Raw genomic sequence first — 19,568 nt, forward strand, 5'->3', positions numbered from 1 at the left:
CCCTGGACAACGCCAACCGTCCGGGCGTACATGTATGTACATGACTGGACAGGTGGGGTTCAGCAAACGATCCCGGCTGGTCGAGGACCTGGCCGAGCGGATCAGGTCGGGCCGGCTGGCGCGGGGCGAGCGGCTGCCGGGTGAGAACCAGCTGGCAGCCACGTACCAGGTCAGCCGCGGCACCGTCCGCAGCGCGCTGTCGGAGCTGCAGCGCCGCAACCTGATCGCCACCGAGACCGGCGTCGGATCGTTCGTCACGTTCGACGGGGTGGCGCTCGACCAGAGCGTCGGCTGGGCCCGCGCCCTCGCGGATGCCGGTTCGGACGTCACCGTGGAGCTGCTCGGCGTCGAGCGCGGTGGGCCCCCTGAGCTGGTCGATCGCCATGGCCCGCTCGTCACCATCAGGAGGCTGCGCCGCAGCGCGGCCGATCCGGTCTCGCTGGAGACCTCCGCCGTTCCCGCCGGGGGCGCGCTCGCCGACCTGCCAGAGCGCGGCCTCGTCGACGGCTCGATCACGGCGACGCTGCGGGCGGCCGGGCTGAGCGGCACGAACGGAGAGCAGTTCATCGCCACCGCCCCGCTCGACGGCGAGGCGGCCGCGCTGCTCGAACGTTCCGCAGGCGAGCTGTTCCTCCACTCCATCCGAACCACGCTGACCAGCGAAGGAGCCCTCGTCGAGCACGTCGAGAGCCTCCTGGACCCGGCCCGCTTCCGGTTCCACCTGACGTTCGGCGAGCGATGACGACCGAGCGGGACCGGGCGATCGGGGCGCTGGCCGGCCTCGCCATCGGCGACGCGCTGGGCATGCCCACGCAGTCGATGTCGCGGGAGCGGATCGCGTCTCGGTACGGGCGCGTCACCACGCTGCTCGACGCCGCGCCCGACCAGCCGATCGCACCGGGCATGCCGGCAGGCTCGATCACCGACGACACGGAGCAGGCGCTTCTGCTCGCCCGGCTGCTGATCGACGGGTCAGGGCGCGTCGACGCGGCCACGTTCGCCGACGCACTGGAGCGGTGGGAGGCCGACATGGTCCGCCGGGGCTCCGCCGACCTGCTCGGACCGTCGACCAAGCGCGCGATCCAGCGGCTGCGGGCGGGCGAGCCACCGGACGAGGCGGGCCGCGACGGCACCACCAACGGCGCCGCGATGCGCGTGACGCCCGTGGGGATCGCCGTCCCCCACATCGACGAGAAGGCGCTGCTCGACGCGGTCGTGGAGGCCAGCCGGATCACCCACAACTCCTCGATCGGGATCGCAGCGGCCGCCGCGGTGGCAGCCGCCGTCTCCGCGGGCGTCGCGGGCGACGACCTGTGCACCGCCCTCGACGCAGCGGAGCGCGCGGCGGCTGCCGGCGCCCCGAGGGGCCACTGGGCCGCGGGCGGCGACATCGCGGCGCGCATCCGGTGGGCCCGCGGTTTCGTGCGCGGCCGGGACCGCGCCGATCTCGCCGACGCCGTCGCGGACGTGATCGGCACCTCGGTAGCGGCGCAGGAGTCGGTGGTGGCGGCGTTCGCGCTGGCCGAGGCGCTCGGCGGCGACCCACTCGAAGCGCTCACCCTCGCGGCCGAGATCGGCGGCGACACCGACACGATCGCCGCGATCTGCGGCGCCGTGCTCGGCGCGCACCACGGCGTTGGCGGGCTGCCCGCCGACCTGCTCGACACCGTCGCGCGGGTGAACGGCCTCGACATGGCACCCGTCGCCGACGGGCTGCTCGAACTCCGGCACGGGAGTCGACCATGACCGCCACCAGCGAGAGCACCACAACCGGCAGAGTCGAAGCCGCGCTCGAGACGCGCGGCATCGAACCGGTGCCTGCCGACGAGCGCCACGGGCGCCCGGCCCAGCTGTTCTGGGTGTGGTTCGCCGCCAACATCTCGATCCTCGGGCTGCCGCTCGGCGCCACCCTCGTTTCGCTGGGGCTCACCGTCTGGCAGGCCGTGGTCGTCGCGGCCATCGGGTCCGTCGGCTCGTTCGCGATCGTCGGGGCGGTGTCGATCGCGGGCCGCCGCGGCGGCGCTCCCGGCCTGACGCTGTCGCGGGCCGTCTTCGGGGCGCGCGGCAACATCGGCCCCACAGCAGTCTCGCTGATCTCCCGGCTGGGCTGGGAGACCGTCAACACGACGACGGCGGCGTTCGCGCTGCTCTCGCTGTGCACGATCCTGTTCGGCGCCGGCCCCGCCGCCACCGACCACCCGTGGCTGACGGTCGCGTGCATCGCGGTGTTCGTGCTGCTCACGGTGGTGGTGTCGGGGCTGGGGCACGCCGTGCTCGTGTCCGTGCAGCGCTGGGCGACGTGGGTCTTCGGCGCGCTCAACATCGTGGTCGGCGCGTTCCTCGTCGCCACCGTCGACTGGGCGGCGGTCGGCGCGGCCACTCCCGCGCCCGTCGGCACGATGATCGCGGGCATCGGCATCATCGCGGCCGGCACCGGCATCGGGTGGGCGAACGCCTCGGCCGACGTCTCGCGCTACCAGGCACCAGGCGTGACGGCAGGCTCGCTCGTGCTCTCCGCGGCCGCCGGCGCCGGCATCCCGCTGGTGCTGCTGATCTCGCTGGGCGGCATGCTCGCCGCCGGCGACCCGACGCTCGCCGACGCGGGCGACCCGGTGGCCGCCATCCGCGCCATGCTGCCGGCCTGGATGGCGGTGCCGTACCTCGTGGCGGCGTTCGGTGGGCTGCTGCTGTCCAACCACCTGTCCGTCTACTCCGCGGGGCTCACCACGCTGACGCTTGGCCTGCGGATGCCGCGGGTATACGCCGTGGTCGTCGACGTGGTGGTGACGTTCGCGGGGGCGATCTACTTCATCCTCGTCGCCGACGACTTCTACGGCCCGTTCATCGCGTTCATCAGCCTCCTGGCCGTCCCGATCACGGCGTGGGTCGGGGTGTTCGCCACCGACATGCTCCGGCGCGACCGCTACGACCCGGTCGCGCTGATGGACGTGCGCCGGACCAGCGCGTACTGGTACCGCGGTGGCGTCGAGTGGCGCGCGGTCACGGCATGGGCCGCGGCGATCGTCATCGGCTACTTGTTCGTCACCGCGGGCCCGTCGGACGCGCCGTGGTTCAGCGGCCCGCTCGCCGGGAGCTGGTTCGGCGAGAACGGCCTCGGCTGGGTGGTCACCTTCGTCGTCGCCGCGGGGATCTACGGCGTGCTGGGCGGGGCCCGGCGATGACCGGCCGGCTGATCCACACCGGCCAGGTCATCCTCGACCTCGTGATGCGGGTGAAGGGGCTCCCACCGGTCGGCGGGGACGTGTTCGCCTCGCACACCGACCTCCAGCCCGGCGGCGGGTTCAACGTCATGGCGGCGGCCGCGCGGGCAGGAGCCGAGGTCGTGTACGCGGGCGGGCACGGCGACGGCCGGTTCGGCGACCTCGCGCGGGCCGCGCTGGCCGCCGAGGGCATCACGGCCGCGCTCCCACCCGCACCGGGCGCGGACACCGGGATCTGCGTCGTGCTCGTGGATGGCACCGGCGAACGCACGTTCGTGACGGGCAGCGGGGCCGAGTCGAGCGTCGACGCAGCGGCACTCGCCGCCGTGCCGGTCACCGCTGCCGACGTCGTCTACGTGAGCGGATACAGCCTGCTCGTGCCGGACAAGGCAGCCGTGCTGCTCGACCGGCTCGAGAACCTCGACGGACCGACGGTGCTCGTCGACCCTGGCCCGCTCGTCGGGGAGATCGACATCGCCGCATGGAGCCGGCTGCTGGAACGCACGTCGATCCTGTCCACGAACGCCCGCGAAGCACGCATCCTCACCGGCGAGACCGACCGGTGGGATGCGTCGGCGAAGCTCGCCCGGCGCGTTCCCGCATCAGCGGCCGTGATCGTCCGGGACGGCGCGGCCGGCTGCCTCGTCACCCGCGACGGCACCACGACCCACGTCCCGGGCATCCCGGTGGAGGCCGTGGACACCACTGGCGCGGGCGACGCGCACTGCGGCGTGCTCGCCGCCGAGCTGCTGCGCGGGACGGACCTCGCCGCCGCCGCGACCCGCGCGAACGCCGCGGCCGCACTGGCGGTGACGCGTCCCGGCCCCGCCACCGCCCCCACCCGCGCCGAGGTAGACCTGCTACTCGCCACGACCACCTCGTGAGTGGATACGCGCGCTATAGCTCGCCTATCCGCTCACGACCCATGGGCCAACGCCGCGTCGATCGCATCGCGCAGTTGTGCGTGGCCCTCGCGTAGCTCGCGGCGATCGGCCCGCACCTCGACGACCCGCAGCCCGGGTGCCGGGACCAGCGCCTCGGCGAGATCCGGCAGCTCCACCAGGGCGTGACCGGTGCCGGTCGCCGCGCACAGGGCGGCCAGGTCGACACCGTGCGGCGTGCCGAAGACCCGCTCGAACGCGGCGGCGTGCACCGGGTCACCCTGCTCGAGCAGGGTGAATATGCCGCCGCCTTCGTCGTTGAGGACGACGATCGTGAGGTCGGGGCGGGGCTCGTCGGGTCCGAGGACGAGGCCGGTGGTGTCGTGCAGGAGCGTCAGGTCACCGAGCAGGGCGAACGCGGGGCCGTCGTGCACGAGGGCGGCGCCGACCGCCGTGGAGACCGTGCCGTCGATACCGGCGACACCCCGGTTCGCGAGCACCGTGAGGTCCGGGCGCGGCACGGCCGCGAGCGACACGTCGCGCACCGGGTTGGACGAGCCGAGCACCAGCTGCGCGCCGGGCGGCAGCGCGGCCACCAGCTCCCGGGCGAGGCGCAGCCCGCCGGGGGCGGCGGGGTCGTCGAAGGCCTTGTCGAGGGCGTCCGCGGCCGCGGCGTCCGCGGCGCGCCACCGATCCGTCCACGACCGGTCGGGACGCAGCGGCGGGAGGCTCCCGACCGCGCGGACGCTGCCCGGCACGTCCGTCCACGGCATGCCGCGAGGGTCGGCGAGCGCGTGGACCGCGACGCCCGGGTCGGCGAGGAGCCGCTGGACCGAGCGGTGCAGCGTGGGGCGGCCCGCCACGACGACCTGGGCAGGCCGCAACGCGGCTGAGGCCCCGAGCAACCACGGGCCGGTGCGCACCGCGGCCGGCCATGCGGCCGACGCGGGCTCTGCGACCACGGGGACCGGCAGGTCGAGAAGGTCGTCCGGCGCGCCGTGACCGGCGATGACGAGCGTCGGGGCCGACGGGTCGAGCGGCAGCGGATCCGCTTGCCGGGCGGCGGGCGTCACCCGCGTCCACGGGCCGCCGTCCGCCCGACCCGCCGGAGCCTCGCCGGGGCCGTCGGGCACCAGTGGATCGGCGAAGGGAAGGTTCAGGTGCGCGGGGCCGGGCGGGGCGCCGGTGGCCGCCGCGACCAGCCGGTCGACGAACGAGCGCACCCGGGCGGGGTCGCCGCCCACCCCGGCGTTGACGGCCAGCCGTACCGCGCCGCCGAACAGCCCGGCCTGCTCGATCGTCTGGCTGGCGCCGGTGCCGATCAGGTCGGGCGGCCGGTCGGCGCTCAGCACCAGCAGCGGAACGCCCGCGTACGACGCCTCCAGCACCGCCGGATGCAGGTTCGCCACGGCCGTGCCCGACGTCGTGCAGACCGGTACCGGGCGCCCCGACCGCAACGCGAGCCCGAGCGCGAGGAAGCCGGCCGTGCGCTCGTCGATCCGGACGTGCAGCCGCAGCCGACCGGCCGCGTCCGCCGCGTGCAGCGCGAACGACATCGGCGCGTTGCGCGAGCCGGGGCACAGCACGGCGTCGGTGACGCCGCAGCGGATCAGCTCGTCGACGACCAGCCGCGCATGGGTCGTCGACGGGTTCACAGGACGAGAGCCTATGTGGCGATGACCTGGAAGGCCGTGGCGAGGCGGGAGCCGGGCAGGTGGGCGGCCGCCTCCTCGGCGCTCTCGCGCAGGAACGCCTCCGGGTCGCTCATGGGACCGCCGAGCGCATCGAGGTAGGCCTTGTGGGCCCGCAGCGAGGCCACCCCGCGGTCGAACTGCTCCGCGATGTCCACGGCGTGGCCGGCGAGCGGCGATGCCAGCACCAGTACCTGGCGTACGCCGTTCCACGGCTCGCCGACCTCGGGGAAGAGCCACCGGTTCGCCGCGTCCCGCACGGCGTCGAGGGCGGCCTGGCCGACCGCGCGGTGGTCGGCCATGTTGTAGTGCCCGCCCGGGAAGGTGTCGTGGTGGTTGACCGTGATCACCACGTCGGGCCGGTGCCGGCGGATCGCGGCCGCGATGTCGCGGCGCAGCGGCACGCCGTAGGTGATCAGCCCGTCCGGATGGTCGAGGAACTCCACGACCTCGACCCCGACCTCGGCTGCCGCCGCACGCTGCTCGGCCTCCCGCAACGGCCCGCACTCCGCGGGCGGGAGGGTGTCGATTCCCGCTTCTCCGCGGGTGGCAAGGAGGTAGGCGATGTGGCGGCCCTGTGCTGTCCAGCGCGCGATGGCGGCCGCGCCGCCGTACTCGAGGTCGTCCGGATGGGCGACGACGGCGAGCCCGCGCTCGAAATCCTCCGGGAATGGCTGGAAATGATCGGACATACGGCGATCCTGCCCTCCCGGCGGCCACATCGGCCGCGGGGCGTAGCGTCGACTGCACGAGGGGGGCACGACGCGTGCCCGGACCAGGAGCTTTGATCACATGACCGCCACACGACCGGCCACGGACCGGCCCGGCGAGACCATCCTCGACCACCTCCTCACGGTGCTCGCCGCGCCTGCGGAGCTGCTCTCCGACCCCGACGGCCAGGTCCGTTCCGAGGGCGCGCAGGGCTTCTACGTGGGTGACACCCGCTACTGCAATCGCCTGGAGATCGGCGTCGATGGCGTCGATCTCCGGTTCGCGGCGGCCGGCCTCGATGGGGCCGGCCGCGCGTGGTTCGAGGGCGAGTTGCCCGGCGTGCAGGTGCGCCGGGAGCGCCGGATCGCCGACCGCACCGCGGTCGAGGAGATCACGCTGCACAACTCCGCGAGCGCCCCCGTCGACCTGCGGCTCGTCCTGCTCGCGCGCAGCGACATGTCCGCCACCCCGGTCGTGAAGTCCGGCGCGCCGCTCACCGAGGTGCCACCCACCGTTCACGGAAGCGAGATCCGCTGGTCCCGCGGAGACGTGGCCGCGTCACTCACCTCGGCACCGCCCCCGGGCGAGATCGGCACCGATGGCCCCGACGCCGTCCTGACCTGGCCGTTGTGTCTCGCGCCTGGCGAGCGCTGGATGCTGCACATCACCCTCGCGCCGTCGCAGGCCGGACCGGAGGACTTCCGGCCTGCCGCCCCGCTCGAATGGCGGCTGGACGAGAACGCAGCGGGAGGGGAGCGCGCCAGCCTGGTCCGGCGCAGCCTCGCCGATCTCGAAGGCCTGCTGCTCGCCGACCCGATCGACCCTGCCGACCGGTTCGCCGCGGCGGGAAGCCCCTGGTTCTGCACGCTGTTCGGACGCGACTCGCTCTGGACGGCGCGGATGATGCTGCCGCTGTCCACCGAGCTCGCGGGCGGCACGCTGCGCGTGCTTGCGCGGCGTCAGGGCCAGGTCAGCAACCCGCGCGGCGAGGAAGAACCCGGCAAGATCATCCACGAGTTCCGGCCGAACGGGCTGCAGGCAGGCGGGCTCGATCTGCCGCCGAGCTACTACGGCACGGTCGACGCCACCCCGCTGTGGTGCTGCCTGCTGCACGACGCATGGCGGGCCGGACTGCCCGAGGCCGAGGTCGCCGCGCTGCTCCCGCACCTGGAGGCCGCGCTCGGCTGGATCAAGCGCACCGCGGGGGACTACGGCTTCCTCAGCTACCGCCGCACGTCGGGCAGTGGCCTGGCCAACCAGGGCTGGAAGGACTCCCCGGGCGCGGTGCGCTGGGCCGACGGCACGATCGCCGCCCAGCCGCTCGCGCTGTGCGAGGTGCAGGGCTACGCGTATGCGGCCGCCCGCGGCGGAGCCGCGCTGCTCGCGGCGTTCGACCGGCCGGGCGCGGACGAGTGGGCGCAATGGGCCGACCGGCTGGCCGCCCTGTTCCGCGCGACGTACTGGATCGACGACCTGGACGGCCGCTACCCGGCCATCGCGCTCGACGGGCACGGCCGGGCGGTCACCGGACCGGCGTCCAACATGGCCCACCTGCTGACCACCGGGATCCTCGACGCAGACGAGGCCCAGCTCGTCGCCGACCGGCTCGCTCGCCCCGATCTCGACGGCGGCCGTGGCCTGCGCACCCTCTCGAGCACCAACGGCGGCTACGACCCGCTGACCTACCACCGCGGCTCCGTGTGGCCGCACGACACGGCGATCGCCGTGCTCGGCCTCGCCGGCATCGGTCGGCACGGGATCGCCCGCTCGCTCGGCGAGGGGCTGGTCGCCGCGGCCCGTGACTTCGACGACCGGCTGCCCGAGCTCTACGCCGAGATCGACGGCGAGGCCGTCAGCTACCCCACGGCCTGCCGCCCCCAGGCATGGGCCGCGGCCGGCGCGCTCGCGGTGGTGTCCTACCTCGACGCAGGCGTCGTCCCCGCATGGGCCACGCCGCAGTAGAGGCACGCCCACCCCGACTCAGCTGCACCCAGACCGCGACTCGCGCGCACTGATAACGCGACTCGCGGAAGGGACGGAGCCCACATTCCGCGAGTCGCGTTCTGCGGGCGCACGAGTCGCGTTCTGGGTGCGCGCGAGTCGCGGCGTCAGCGGGGGGTGCCGAGGCGGGCGTCGACGGCATCGGGGGCGAAGACCTCGTCGACCGCCAGCTCCGTCATCCCCACCACGGACGCACGCTCGCCGAGCGTCGTGCTCACCACGCGGAGGCGGCGGGTGGCCCTGGGCAGTGAGCGCTGGTAGATCAGCTCGCGCATGCCCGTGACGAAGTACTCGTTCGTCTGGGACATCTGGCCCGCGAGCACGAGGATCTCGGGGTTCAGCACCGAGACGACGGTGGTGAGCACCTCACCCGCGAGCTGGCCCGCCGTCCGGACGGCCGCGATCGCGTCGGGGTCGCCCTCGTGGACGAGGCGCCGTACGTCGTCGACCCCGGAGACGTCCTTTCCCATGGCGGCGAGCCGGCGCGCGAGCGCGTCCCCGGACGCGACGGCGGCGAGGCACCCCACCGCGCCGCACGCACACCGCTCCTCGTGGCCGTACATCCGGATGTGGCCGATGTCGCCGGCCCCGCCGTCGATGCCGCGGTAGAGCCGCCCGTCGATGACGATCCCGGCGCCGATGCCGCTGCCGACGGTGACGAGCAGCAGCGACGGCACGCTCGGCCAGTTGGCGCGCTGCTCGCCGAGTGCCATCAGGTTGGCGTCGTTCTCGACGAAGACCGGCACGCCCATTCGCTCGGCGAGCCGGTCGCGCAGCGGGTAGTCGTGCCATCCGGGCATCACGGGCGGCTGCATGACCCGTCCGACGGCGACGTCAACCGGTCCGGGCACACCCACGCCGAGCGCCACGGTGCGAGCCGGGTCGATGCCCGAGTCGGCGAGTAGCCGGTCCAGCTCGGTCTCGACCGCGCCGAGCACGGGTTCCGGCCCGGCCGTGACCGGCATGTCGAACACCCGCCGGCGCAGCTCCCGCCCTGCCAGGTCGACGGCGGTGAGCTCGACCCGGTCACGGTGCACGCCCGCGACGAGGACATGCCCGAAGGCATCGTCGAACGAGAGGGCGCCTGCCGGCCGGCCACGACCCTCGGCCTCACCGGCGGACTCGCGCAGCAGCCCCGCGCCGAGCAGCGCGTCCACCCGCTGTGTGACCGTCGACCGCGACAGCCCGGTGACCCGGATCAGCTCGCGGCGGGTGGTCGCGATGCCCCGCCGGACGAGCAGCAGCAGCCGGCCCGCCGAGACCGGGTTGCCGGACGCGACCCGCTCCGGGTCGATCACGGACACCGCTCAGCCCTTCTCGGCTCCCGCCGTGAGCCCTTCGGTGAGCAGTCTCTCGCTCGCGAAGAACACGACGATGATCGGGATCGTCACGATGACCGAGCCCGCCATCAGCACGGTGGTCGGGATCTCGATGCTGCCGGCCAACTGGGACAGACCGAGCGACACGGTCCAGCGCTCCCGCTCCTCGATGAGGAAGAGCAGCGCGAACAGGAACTCGTTCCACGCGATCATGAAGATGAACAGGGCGTTCGCGATGATCGCCGGCATGGCCAACGGCAGGCTGATCCGCCACATGACGCCCAGCCGCGAGCACCCGTCGATCGCGGCCGCCTCCTCGAGGCTCACCGGGACGGTGTCGAAGTAGTTGCGCAGCATGTAGATCGACACCGCGACTACCTGCGAGATGTAGACGATCAACAGCCCGATGAGCGTGCCGCGCAGCCCGATCCGGGTGAAGAACACGAACAGCGGGACGGCGAGCAGGATCGGCGGGAACAGGTAGACGGCCAGGAACAGCACGCTGATCTGCCTGCGGCCGAAGAACTCCAGGCGGCTCACGGCGTAGGCGCCGGGCAGCGCGACCAGGAGGGTGAGCGCCACCGTGCCGAACGCGACGAGCGCGCTGTTGGCCATGAAGATCAGGAATCCCTGACCGCCCGCACTCGGCGGGGCGACCACGCTTCCGTAGCTGCCGAGGCTCACCTCGGACGGCGGCACCCAGAGCGCCCCAGGATCCTGCAGCACCCGGTCGAGGGGGCGCAGCGACAGCAGGCCCATGTAGTAGAACGGGAAGATCGTGATGATCAGGAGCAGGACGATCGTCACGATCCGCAGCACCCCGAACACCCGGGTTTCGACGCTGTCGCGGCTCCAACTCCGGCGGATCGCGGCGGGAGCCGCGGTTTCGGTGACCGTCGCCATCAGGATCGCTCCTCGCGCGGCGCGAATCGCCACAGGTAGAGGCCGATGAGGACGGCGAGGATCGCGGCGAGCACGAGCGCCTGGGCCGCCGCACCGCCGATATCCCCGCGGGCGGTGAGGGCGTTGAACACCGAGACCGCCACCACCTCGGTGCCTGCGCCCCCGCCGGTGAGCAGGTAGATGTCGTCGAAGTTGTTGAAGGTCCAGATGAAGCGCAGCACCGCGAGCACGGCGATCGTCGGCAGGAGCTGCGGGAGCACGACATAGCGGAAGCGCTGGGTGAGCGTGGCGCCGTCCACGGTGGCGGCCTCCTCGAGCGTGGCAGGCACCGCCTGCAGCCGCGCAGTCAGGAACAGGAACGCGAACGGGAACGACCGCCACGCCTCGAAGGCGATCACGGTGAGCAGCGCGGTCGGCACCCCGATCGACAGCCCGAACAGCGAGATCTCGCTGCTGCGCTGGGACAGGAACGCGATCGGCTCGTCCCAGCCCAGCAGCCGGGTGCCCCAGAAGTTCGCGACGCCGAACTGCGGGTTGAGCATCGTGGACCACGCGAACGTCGCCGCGACGATCGGCGCAACGTACGGCAGCAGCATCACCGCCCGCACGAACCCGCGTCCGCGGAACGGCCTGCGCAGGGCGAGCGCGGCCACCAGGCCGAGCCCGATAGCTCCCGCCGTACCCAGCACGGAGTACGTGAGGGTGGTGGCCAGCGCGCTCCAGAACGTGGGCGCGCTGAACACGTTGTCGAAGTTGCCGAGCGTGAACTCGCCGAACAGGCCCGAGCTGCGCAGGTTGAGCAGGCGCAGCCGCTGGAACGCCAGCAGCACCGTCCAGATGATCGGGACGACGACCATCGCGAGGACGATGACCAGCGTCGGGGAGATCAGCGCCAGCCCGGCCCGTGCGTCCGAGCTGGCGAGTGTGCGGTTCCCCGACCCGCGCCGGGGCCGGTCAGGGCTGCCGGAATCGCGCCTGGGGGCGGTCGGCACCGGCCCCAGGCCAGTTCCCGTGCTCACCGGAGGGTGTCCTGGATCGTGCGCAGCGCGTCGGCTGCCTGCTTCGCGGCGCCCTGGGCATCGCTGCCACCGCTCGTCACCGCCGCCACGGCGGCAGGCACGGGCAGCTCGCCGAGCGAGGCGCCGATCAGCTCGCCCTGCCCCTGCGGGAAGCCCCACCGGGAGAACTCGTCGGGGCCGGTCTGCAGCGCGTCGAGCACGTCCTGCGGGTAGATCTCCGTCATCGGCGCCTTGCGGTCCACGCCGATCGGAAGGGTCTCCCACCGGTCGACGAATTCTTCTGAACCGGGCGCGCTGCCCGTCCGGGCGGGGAACTTGCCCTCCGGCGCGAACGCCAGCCAGTCGACGTACCCGTCGCTCATCATGTACTGGACGAACCGCTGGGCGGGCTCGACGGTGGCCTCTGCGGTGATCGCCCACGAGATCACCTCGCCGAACTGCGCTGGCCGGGTGCCGTCCGGACCCTGCAACGCGGCCACGATGCCCGTGTTGCTGGACAGGAACCGGGGGTCGCCCGTGCACTCCGGGCAGCTGGGCATGGCGTCGTCACGCAGTCCGGCGAGCTCGTCGAGCAGGAACGTGGACCAGACCGCCATCGCGGCCTGGCCCGCGAAGTAACTGGCGCGGACCGTATCGACGTCCTGGGTGCCCGGCACCGAGTAATCGCTGATCAGCTGGCGGTAGAAGTCGAACGCCGCGACGCACTGCGGGCTGTCGATCGTGATCTCACCGGCGTTGTCGACCATCTCGCAGCCGTTGGCCAGCGCAACGTGCTCGAACGTCTGCTGGGTGAACGCGTCGCCCGGCGCCGTGGCGCCGACGAAGCCCGCGCGCTGCGGGGTGTGGAGGGTCCGCGCGGCATTCAGGAGGGCGTCGTAGGTGGTGGGGGCGGGCAGGCCGGCCGCGTCGAACAGGTCCCGCCGGTAGTACACGAGCTGCGACCACGCCTCGCTCGGCACCGACAGCTGCCGGTCGCCCTCGCGCGTCAGCTCCAGCGCGGGCTGGTTCCACGTGCCGGCGCCGAGGGCGTCGATCACGGCCTTGTTGGCGTCGCTGTTCGTCAGGTCGTTGGTGGCGAGGGTGTTCACCGACGACAGCGGGATCGAGCCGATCACGTCGGGCAGGTCGCCTGCCGCCGCCGAGGCCGTCAGGGTCTGGTTGAACTGGTCCTCCTCCACCCCGACGAGCTCGACCCGGATCCCCGTCTGCTGCGTGAAGCGGTCGATGATCGCCTGGGTGGCGGCGACCCGGTCGGGCAAGGTGTCGGTGGTCCAGACGGTGATCGCGTTCGCGTCACCGCCGCCATCGCCTCCCCCGCCACCGCAGGCCGACACGGCCATGACGGCGACGAGCCCGACGGCGATTCCGACACGGCGGGTCACAGTTCTCATCCCTTGTTCCCCCTCGGCTGCTGCGTCGGCGCTTCGAGCGCGCCGCCAGTGAACCGCTCGATCCGTTGATCCACAACCGCTGAGCGGGTCTTTTTTTGCCTGATACTTACTCGTAATACGCGTAGTGTTAGCGTCATAAACGCCGATCGAAACGCGGAGAACACGAGGTCAACTGCATGGATGTCGCCGAAGGAGAGCCCGCCGACGGGGACCAGCTCGTGGTGGCGCTCACCGGGCCCCGCCGGGTAGAAGTGCTGCGCACGCCACGACCCCCCGTCCCGCCCGGCCACGTGCGCATCCGCACCCTCTACTCCGGGATCTCCGCAGGCACCGAGCTCACGCTGTACCGCGGCACCAACCCGCACCTGGACCGGCGCTGGGATCCCGACCGCAGGCTGTTCGTCGACGAGGCGGCCGTGAACGCCTACCCGAACACCGCCTGGGGCTACAGCGAGGCCGGCGAGGTCGTCGAGCTGGGTACCGACGTCGACGAGGCCCTGCTCGGCGCCACCGTATGGGGCCTGTGGAGCCACTCCGGCGAGGTCGTGCTGCCGGTCGAGAAGGTCGAGGGCCGGGTGCTCCCCGCAGGCCTCGACCCGCTGGCAGGCACGTTCGCCCGCGTCGGCGCCGTCGGGCTCAACGCCGTGCTCGCCGCCGACGTGCACATCGGCGAGACCGTCGCCGTGTTCGGCCAGGGCGTGCTCGGCCTGATCGCCACCCAGCTCACCGTCGGCAGCGGCGCGGAGGTCATCGCCGTCGACGGGATCGAGGGCCGCCGCAAGCAGGCCGCCGCGTTCGGGGCCGAGCACGTCCTCGACCCCGTGGCCGACGACGTGGGCGAGCGGATCAAGGAGCTCACCGGCGGCCGCGGTGCCGACGTCTGCATCGAGATCAGCGGCTCCTACCGCGCGCTGCACGAGGCCGTGCGCGGCTGCGCGGTCGGCGGCCGGGTGGTGGCCGCCGGCTTCTACCAGGGCGACGGGCTCGGGCTGCGGCTCGGCGAGGAGTTCCACCACAACCGCGTGCAGATCGTCTCCTCGCAGATCTCGTCGGCGCCGCTCGGGATCGCGCAGCGCTGGAGCCCCGAGCGGCTGCACCGCACCGTGATCGAGCTGGTCGCCGCGGGCCGCGTGGACGTGCTGCCGCTGGTCAGCCACGTCGTGCCGGCTCCGCTGGCAGCCGACGCCTACGCACTGCTGGACGCCGACCCCGCATCCGCACTGCAGGTCGTCCTCGACTTCCGCCCCGACCCCACCATCGACCTCCGGAGCGCCTCATGAGGCTCACCTGCCAGGAGCAGCTGCTGCCCGGCGACACGCTGCAGGAGAAGTGGGACGCCGCGCAGGCGTTCGGCTACGACGGCATCGAGCTGCGCGGCCAGGGCGGGCACCGGATCCGCGAGCGTCTTACTGAGCTGCGACGCGCCCGACGCGACGGCATCGAGCTGCCGACGGTGTGCGTGGAGATGCTGCACTTCATCGGCGACTTCGACGCCGAACGCAGGCGCGACGCGCTGGAGAACATGCGCACCCAGCTGTCGGTGATCGCCGAGATCGGCGGCACCGCGGCGATGACGCCGGCGGCGTACGGGATGTTCTCCCGCCGGCTGCCCCCGTTCGAGCCGCCGCGCGACGAGGCGGGCGACCGGGCCGTGCTGCTCGACGCCCTCGGCGCACTGGGCGAGCACGCACAGCGCGAGGGTGTGCGGATCCTGCTCGAACCGCTCAACCGCTACGAGGACCACATGGTCAACCGCCTCGAGCAGGCCGTGGAGCTCGCCGAGGCCACCGGCCTCGACAGCGTGGGCGTTGTGGCGGACTCGTACCACATGAACATCGAGGAGGCCGACCCGCGGGCCGCGCTGGTCGCCGCCGCACACCGGCTGCACCACGTGCAGGTGTCGGACTCCAACCGGCTCGAGCCGGGCGCCGGGCACCTGGACTGGACCGCGTTCGTCGCCGCGCTCGCGAGCATCGGCTATGCGGGCGACCTGGCCGCGGAGTGCCGGCTGTCCGGTCCCGCCGAGCAGGCACTGCCGAAGGCCGCCGCCACCCTGCGCGCCGCGGGGGCCGGCGGTGAATGAGAATGTGTTCGAGAAGCGCGGAGCGGGCCGCCCAGGGCAGCCGAGGCCTTCTGGATCAGCGGCGTCTGCGGCCCACATGCGCGCTTCTCGAACACATTCTGACGCCGACCTGCGCCGGCAGGCGATCACCGTGCTGCGCGGCAACTGGGAACGCGGGCACACCGTTCCGTCGCGTCGCCTCTACCCGCACCAGTGGAGCTGGGACTCGGCGTTCATCGCGATCGGCTGGGCGCACGCATCGCCCGGTCGCGGGCGCCACGAGCTGGAGTCGCTGCTGGCCGCGCAGTGGTCCGACGGCCGCGTGCCGCAGATCGTGTTCAACCCCGCGGTCCCGCGCGACGCGTACTTCCCCGGCCCCGACTTCTGGCGCTCGCGCGACGTGCCCGGCGCCCCCGCAATGGAGACGTCGGGCATCGTGCAGCCGCCGGTGCACGCGGTGGCCGCGCTCGAGGTCCACCGCGCCTCACCGGCCCTCGGGAGGCGCTTCCTGCGGCGCGTGTACCCGGGGCTGAAGGCCCAGCACGACTATCTGCTGCGCGAGCGGTCGGACGGGCACGACCTCGCCGTCATCGTGCATCCGTGGGAGTCCGGCCAGGACAACTCCCCGGCATGGGACGCCGAGCTCGCCCGGGTCTCCGCGGACGTCGAGGTGCTGGCCGGGCACCGGCGTCGCGACCTCGACCACGTCGACGCCACGGAGCGGCCCACCGCGGCTGACTACGCCCGCTACGTCGCGATCGTCGACACCTACCGCGAACACGGCTACCGCGACGAACCGGGCGCGCACCTCTTCGTCGCGGTCGACCCCCTGTTCAACGCGCTGCTGGCGCGGTCGGAGGAGGCGCTCGCGGAGATCGCCGACATCATCGGCAAGCCTTCGGAGCCGCACCGCGAGCGCGCAGCGGCCATTCGGGACGCCCTCCTCGCCCGCTGCTACGACCCCGCGGCCGGGCACTTCTTCGCGCTCGACCGCGATGGCGGGCGCGTCCCTGAGCACTGCGTCGGAGGGCTCGTCCCACTGGTGCTCGACCTGCCGACCGACGTCGTCGACGCGCTCGTGGCAGGCATGACCGGCCCGCGCTTCGCGCTGAACGACCGCGTCCCGCTGCCCAGCTACGACCTCACCGGCCCCGCGTTCGACGCCACCCGCTACTGGCGCGGCCCGGCCTGGATCAACACCAGCTGGCTCGTCCTGCGCGGGCTGGAGCGCCACGGCCGGCACGCCGAGGCCGCCACCCTGCGGGCGGCGATGCTGAACGCCGTGCGGCACGAGGGATTCCGCGAGTACTTCGACCCGCACACCGGCGCCGGGCGCGGGGTCTCGGACTTCAGCTGGTCGGCGGCACTGGCACTCGACCTCTTGGCGACCCCGGCGCCGACCCCGGCTCCCCGGCCCCTGACGGGCGCACCGAGCTGACCCGCGTCACGATGAGACGCCGGTCAGCCAGGAGCGCAGCGCCGTCGCCAGCGCGACCGGGGCGTCCAGCTGGATCAGGTGCCCCGCGTCGTCGACCAGGGTGAAGGTCGCGCCGCGGATCCCCGCCGCGAGCCGCTCCCCGGTCGCGACCGGGATCCAGGCGTCCTCGGTACCCCACAGCACGCTCACCGGGATGTCGATCCGGTCGAGCAGAGCCTCGTTCTCGGCGAGGTAGCGCTCGTCGTATGCGGCGATCTGCCGGTAGAACGCGGGCTGGCCGTCGTCGCCGAGCCATGGTGCGACGAGCGCGGCGAGGTCGTCCTCGCGCAGCTGTCGGTACGCCGCATTGCTGATGTACGCCCTGACCAGTGCCTCGTGGATGTACGGCGGTACCTGGGTCAGCACATCCGGGTGCTGCTTCACGAGCCGGAAGAACGGGGATCCGGACGGCGGGATCGCGACGACGTCCGCCATCAGCAGTGACGCGTACGGCACCTCGTGCACCAGGTGGGCGCGCAGCGAGACGGCGCCGCCGTAGTCGTGCGCGACGACGTGCGGCCGGTCGAGGCCCCAGTGCGCGAGCAGCGCGGTGAACGCGTCGGCCTGCACGCCGAAGTCGACCGGGTGGCCGGGGTCCTTCGAGGAGCGGCCGTAGCCCGGCATGTCCCACAGGTACACGGTGTAGTCGGCGCTCAGCGCTTCGGCGAACGGTCGCCACAGCAACGACGACCACGGTGTTCCGTGGCAGAACACGACCGCCGGACCGGACCCGGCTCGCCCCCAGACGATCCGCCGACCCTCCCACGAGAACGTCTCGCCAAGATCCATACCTGACACCGTAGGGGCTCAGGACCCTCGCAGCTGTTCCAACTTCGTCCGCAGGCTGCGGTGGACGTCCACCAGCGAGTCGATCCGCCGCTCGACCGTGGCGATCCGCTGTTCGTACAGCGTGATCGCGTCCTTACACGCCGGCTCGTGGTCGAGATCGCGCTCCAGGCAGCTACCGAGCTCACGGATGTCGTCGGTGCTGAGCCCGGCCTCCAGCAGCCGGCGGATGTTGCGCACCCGCACCACGGCCTCCGGCCCGTAGTCGCGGTAGCCGTTGGCCGCGCGGTCGGATCCGAGCAGACCGCATTCCTCGTAGTAGCGCAGTGCGCGGGTGGTGGCGCCCGTCCGATGGGCCAGCTCGCCGATCCGCATGCCCGCACCTCCTCATCCGGTCCGATCCTCGCCCACGGGTGCGAGATCGGCACGCGGCCGGTGACGGATCACGGACACGGCGAGCAGCACGAGCGCGACCGACCCGATCGCGGTCGCGGCCATGAGCACGGCCGGGACGCCTCCGGCGTCGAGCACGACGCCCCCGGCCGCACCCGCGACCGCGATCCCGACGAAGAGCGCGCTCGTGTTGAGCGCCACCGCCTCGGTCCCCGCGTCCCCGGCGAGTCCGAGCAGGCGGACGTTCATCGGTGGGTTGAACGCCCAGCCCGCGAGACCCCAGACGGCGTAGCCGAGCGCGATCAGGAGCAGCGGTGCGGACCCGCTGAGCAGGCCGGCGACGGCCAGGACGCCGGTAGCGCCCACCTGCAGCGCTGTCGTCAGCAGGAGGGTGCGCCCCGCACCCCAGCGGTCCGTCGCCCGGCCGCCCAGCACGGTGCCGAGCGCTCCGGCGATGCCGACGCACGCGATGATCAGCGCGACGGCCTCGGCGCCGGCTCCGGCGAGGTCGCGGGCGATCGGAGCGACGTACGTGTAGGTCATGAAGCTGCCGGTCGCGGCGACCGCGGTCGCCACGACGGCCAGCAGCACCGGAGGGGCGGCGAGCAGGCGGATCCGCCGGGCCAGGCGGACGCGCCCGATTTCCGGAAGCGCGGGCAGGAACACCAGCACGGCGACGCACCCAACGGCTGCGAGCCCTGCGACGAACCAGAACGTGGACCGCCACCCGGACGCGGCGCCGAGCCACGTACCCAGCGGCACGCCCGCCACCAGCGCCACCGTCATCCCGGAGGCGACTGTGCCGATGGCCCGCCCGACCCGGTCCGGGCGGGCCAGCACGGCGGCGGCCGCGAACGCGGCGGGCGTCATCGACGCGGCGACCACGGCTGCCAGTACGCGGGCCACCATGAGCGCGGCGTAGGACGGGGCCAGCGCTGCGATCGCGTTGAACAGCGCGAACACCGCGAGGCCCGAGCTCAGCAGGGTCCGCCGATCGAGCCGCGCCGTCGCCGCGGCCGCCACCGGAGCGGCAAGCGCGTAGGCGATCGAGAAGACCGATACGACCTGGCCCGCGGCGGCCTCGCTGACGGCGAGATCCCGTGCGATGGCAGGCAGGATGCCCGCCATGACGAAGTTGTCGGTGCCCGCGACGAACGTCACGAGCAGGAGGCAGGGCAACCAGCCCGTTCTCGCATTCGCACTGCGCATGCGGCGGACGCTAGGAGCTTCACGCCTGCGTCAAGGTCAAGCGCGTCACCGGGCTTGTGCGGGTTGGCCGCGTCGCATGATCCGCGGTTTCGGATGTCAATGGCTGTGCGGGCAGCCGTGAGCAACCGATACTTGCGATCTTCGTGTTCATGATCCGCTGTTTCGGGTGCTCACGGTAGTGGTGGCAGCCGTGGGCAACCGATAGTTCGGATCATGCCCGCCGCCGGTGGGCGCCTGAGCGCTCCGGCATCCGCCTGACCCGCCATCAAGATCCATCGGGTCGGTCTGGTCAGATACCGGGCCGGTGGGCGCGCCGTTCCCGGCTCAGGCCGCCCCGGCGCTCGCCGTCGATCCGGGCCTCTCCTGTGGTCGCGCCGGTTCGCCTCGACCCCTCGCCAGCGCCGGGTGGCCAGGCTGGATCACTACCGAACCTGGGGTGCGTGGGCGGCCGTCCTCGACGCGGGGCACGCCAGTTTCCGACGAGCACGTCACTGCCGGGTGCCT

Annotated in this window: 17 protein-coding genes; 8 read left to right on the forward strand and 9 right to left on the reverse strand. The window is 73.0% G+C overall.

The window, feature by feature from the left end; all coding sequences use genetic code 11:
- Positions 1 to 34: 34 nt before the first annotated feature.
- From K1T35_RS44105 to K1T35_RS44120, 4 genes are read left to right on the forward strand one after another with little or no spacing between them, the layout of a single operon-like run.
- Positions 35 to 742 (forward strand): GntR family transcriptional regulator, encoded by a 708-nt coding sequence (locus tag K1T35_RS44105; protein WP_220257585.1) that lies wholly within the window; start codon positions 35 to 37, stop codon positions 740 to 742.
- Positions 739 to 1,746: an ADP-ribosylglycohydrolase family protein gene (locus tag K1T35_RS44110; RefSeq protein WP_220257586.1), complete on the forward strand. Its 1,008-nt coding sequence runs from the start codon at positions 739 to 741 to the stop codon at positions 1,744 to 1,746. Before K1T35_RS44105 ends, K1T35_RS44110 begins: the two co-directional genes overlap by 4 nt.
- Positions 1,743 to 3,182: a cytosine permease gene (locus K1T35_RS44115; RefSeq protein WP_220257587.1), complete on the forward strand. Its 1,440-nt coding sequence runs from the start codon at positions 1,743 to 1,745 to the stop codon at positions 3,180 to 3,182. The genes K1T35_RS44110 and K1T35_RS44115 overlap by 4 nt, the downstream gene beginning before the upstream one ends.
- On the forward strand, positions 3,179 to 4,105 hold the full coding sequence (locus tag K1T35_RS44120; RefSeq protein WP_220257588.1) for a PfkB family carbohydrate kinase: 927 nt from the start codon (positions 3,179 to 3,181) through the stop codon (positions 4,103 to 4,105). The genes K1T35_RS44115 and K1T35_RS44120 overlap by 4 nt, the downstream gene beginning before the upstream one ends.
- 32 nt (positions 4,106 to 4,137) lie before the next feature.
- Here the strand turns inward: K1T35_RS44120 and menD are convergent, their stop codons facing one another.
- The gene (gene menD / locus K1T35_RS44125; RefSeq protein WP_220257589.1) at positions 4,138 to 5,757 is read right to left on the reverse strand and encodes a 2-succinyl-5-enolpyruvyl-6-hydroxy-3-cyclohexene-1-carboxylic-acid synthase; all 1,620 of its coding nucleotides are present in this window, start codon (positions 5,755 to 5,757) and stop codon (positions 4,138 to 4,140) included.
- Between the two features lie 11 nt (positions 5,758 to 5,768).
- Positions 5,769 to 6,485 carry a PIG-L deacetylase family protein gene (locus K1T35_RS44130; protein WP_220257590.1) on the reverse strand — a complete coding sequence of 239 codons (717 nt, stop codon included), beginning with the start codon at positions 6,483 to 6,485 and terminating at the stop codon, positions 5,769 to 5,771.
- A 100-nt stretch (positions 6,486 to 6,585) separates the two neighbouring features.
- On the opposite strand from K1T35_RS44130, the gene K1T35_RS44135 reads away from it, so the two are divergent.
- The gene (locus K1T35_RS44135) at positions 6,586 to 8,466 is read left to right on the forward strand and encodes a glycogen debranching N-terminal domain-containing protein (protein ID WP_220257591.1); all 1,881 of its coding nucleotides are present in this window, start codon (positions 6,586 to 6,588) and stop codon (positions 8,464 to 8,466) included.
- 146 nt (positions 8,467 to 8,612) lie between these two features.
- On the opposite strand, the gene K1T35_RS44140 is transcribed toward K1T35_RS44135, so the two are convergent.
- From K1T35_RS44140 to K1T35_RS44155, 4 genes are read right to left on the reverse strand one after another with little or no spacing between them, the layout of a single operon-like run.
- Positions 8,613 to 9,809 (reverse strand): ROK family transcriptional regulator, encoded by a 1,197-nt coding sequence (locus K1T35_RS44140; RefSeq protein ID WP_255621332.1) that lies wholly within the window; start codon positions 9,807 to 9,809, stop codon positions 8,613 to 8,615.
- A 3-nt stretch (positions 9,810 to 9,812) separates the two neighbouring features.
- Positions 9,813 to 10,727 carry a carbohydrate ABC transporter permease gene (locus K1T35_RS44145; RefSeq protein ID WP_220257592.1) on the reverse strand — a complete coding sequence of 305 codons (915 nt, stop codon included), beginning with the start codon at positions 10,725 to 10,727 and terminating at the stop codon, positions 9,813 to 9,815.
- The gene (locus K1T35_RS44150; protein ID WP_220257593.1) at positions 10,727 to 11,746 is read right to left on the reverse strand and encodes a carbohydrate ABC transporter permease; all 1,020 of its coding nucleotides are present in this window, start codon (positions 11,744 to 11,746) and stop codon (positions 10,727 to 10,729) included. The genes K1T35_RS44145 and K1T35_RS44150 overlap by 1 nt, the downstream gene beginning before the upstream one ends.
- Positions 11,743 to 13,128, reverse strand: coding sequence for an ABC transporter substrate-binding protein (locus tag K1T35_RS44155; protein ID WP_220257594.1), 1,386 nt, complete (start codon positions 13,126 to 13,128; stop codon positions 11,743 to 11,745). Before K1T35_RS44155 ends, K1T35_RS44150 begins: the two co-directional genes overlap by 4 nt.
- A 185-nt stretch (positions 13,129 to 13,313) precedes the next feature.
- Between K1T35_RS44155 and K1T35_RS44160 the strand changes: the two genes are divergently transcribed.
- The 3 genes from K1T35_RS44160 (at position 13,314) to K1T35_RS44170 (ending at position 16,637) form a co-directional block, all read left to right on the forward strand.
- The gene (locus K1T35_RS44160) at positions 13,314 to 14,417 is read left to right on the forward strand and encodes a zinc-binding alcohol dehydrogenase (protein WP_220257595.1); all 1,104 of its coding nucleotides are present in this window, start codon (positions 13,314 to 13,316) and stop codon (positions 14,415 to 14,417) included.
- The gene (locus K1T35_RS44165; RefSeq protein WP_220257596.1) at positions 14,414 to 15,220 is read left to right on the forward strand and encodes a sugar phosphate isomerase/epimerase family protein; all 807 of its coding nucleotides are present in this window, start codon (positions 14,414 to 14,416) and stop codon (positions 15,218 to 15,220) included. The genes K1T35_RS44160 and K1T35_RS44165 overlap by 4 nt, the downstream gene beginning before the upstream one ends.
- A 76-nt stretch (positions 15,221 to 15,296) precedes the next feature.
- Positions 15,297 to 16,637 (forward strand): trehalase family glycosidase, encoded by a 1,341-nt coding sequence (locus tag K1T35_RS44170; protein ID WP_220257597.1) that lies wholly within the window; start codon positions 15,297 to 15,299, stop codon positions 16,635 to 16,637.
- Between the two features lie 6 nt (positions 16,638 to 16,643).
- Here K1T35_RS44170 and K1T35_RS44175 read toward each other — a convergent pair whose 3' ends face one another.
- The 3 genes from K1T35_RS44175 to K1T35_RS44185 are packed head-to-tail and all read right to left on the reverse strand — an operon-like array spanning position 16,644 to position 19,064.
- Entirely contained in the window at positions 16,644 to 17,465 is an 822-nt protein-coding gene (locus K1T35_RS44175; RefSeq protein WP_220257598.1) for an alpha/beta fold hydrolase, read from the reverse strand.
- Between the two features lie 18 nt (positions 17,466 to 17,483).
- A complete protein-coding gene (locus tag K1T35_RS44180) occupies positions 17,484 to 17,837 on the reverse strand; it encodes a MerR family transcriptional regulator (RefSeq protein ID WP_220257599.1) in 354 nt (117 codons plus the stop codon).
- Positions 17,838 to 17,849: 12 nt separating this feature from the next.
- Complete coding sequence (locus K1T35_RS44185) at positions 17,850 to 19,064, reverse strand: MFS transporter (RefSeq protein WP_220257600.1); 1,215 nt, start codon at positions 19,062 to 19,064, stop codon at positions 17,850 to 17,852.
- Positions 19,065 to 19,568 lie beyond the last annotated feature (504 nt).

The organism is Pseudonocardia sp. DSM 110487, assembly GCF_019468565.1.
Lineage (GTDB): Bacteria > Actinomycetota > Actinomycetes > Mycobacteriales > Pseudonocardiaceae > Pseudonocardia.

Bases quoted from the DNA above. Each gene is read 5' to 3' on its own strand.
- K1T35_RS44105 (WP_220257585.1), top strand. From the start codon at position 35: ATGTACATGACTGGACAGGTGGGGTTCAGCAAACGATCCCGGCTGGTC.
- K1T35_RS44110 (WP_220257586.1), top strand. From the start codon at position 739: ATGACGACCGAGCGGGACCGGGCGATCGGGGCGCTGGCCGGCCTCGCC.
- K1T35_RS44115 (WP_220257587.1), top strand. From the start codon at position 1,743: ATGACCGCCACCAGCGAGAGCACCACAACCGGCAGAGTCGAAGCCGCG.
- K1T35_RS44120 (WP_220257588.1), top strand. From the start codon at position 3,179: ATGACCGGCCGGCTGATCCACACCGGCCAGGTCATCCTCGACCTCGTG.
- K1T35_RS44130 (WP_220257590.1), bottom strand. From the start codon at position 6,485: ATGTCCGATCATTTCCAGCCATTCCCGGAGGATTTCGAGCGCGGGCTC.
- K1T35_RS44135 (WP_220257591.1), top strand. From the start codon at position 6,586: ATGACCGCCACACGACCGGCCACGGACCGGCCCGGCGAGACCATCCTC.
- K1T35_RS44145 (WP_220257592.1), bottom strand. From the start codon at position 10,727: ATGGCGACGGTCACCGAAACCGCGGCTCCCGCCGCGATCCGCCGGAGT.
- K1T35_RS44160 (WP_220257595.1), top strand. From the start codon at position 13,314: ATGGATGTCGCCGAAGGAGAGCCCGCCGACGGGGACCAGCTCGTGGTG.
- K1T35_RS44165 (WP_220257596.1), top strand. From the start codon at position 14,414: ATGAGGCTCACCTGCCAGGAGCAGCTGCTGCCCGGCGACACGCTGCAG.
- K1T35_RS44170 (WP_220257597.1), top strand. From the start codon at position 15,297: ATGCGCGCTTCTCGAACACATTCTGACGCCGACCTGCGCCGGCAGGCG.
- K1T35_RS44175 (WP_220257598.1), bottom strand. From the start codon at position 17,465: ATGGATCTTGGCGAGACGTTCTCGTGGGAGGGTCGGCGGATCGTCTGG.
- K1T35_RS44180 (WP_220257599.1), bottom strand. From the start codon at position 17,837: ATGCGGATCGGCGAGCTGGCCCATCGGACGGGCGCCACCACCCGCGCA.
- K1T35_RS44185 (WP_220257600.1), bottom strand. From the start codon at position 19,064: ATGCGCAGTGCGAATGCGAGAACGGGCTGGTTGCCCTGCCTCCTGCTC.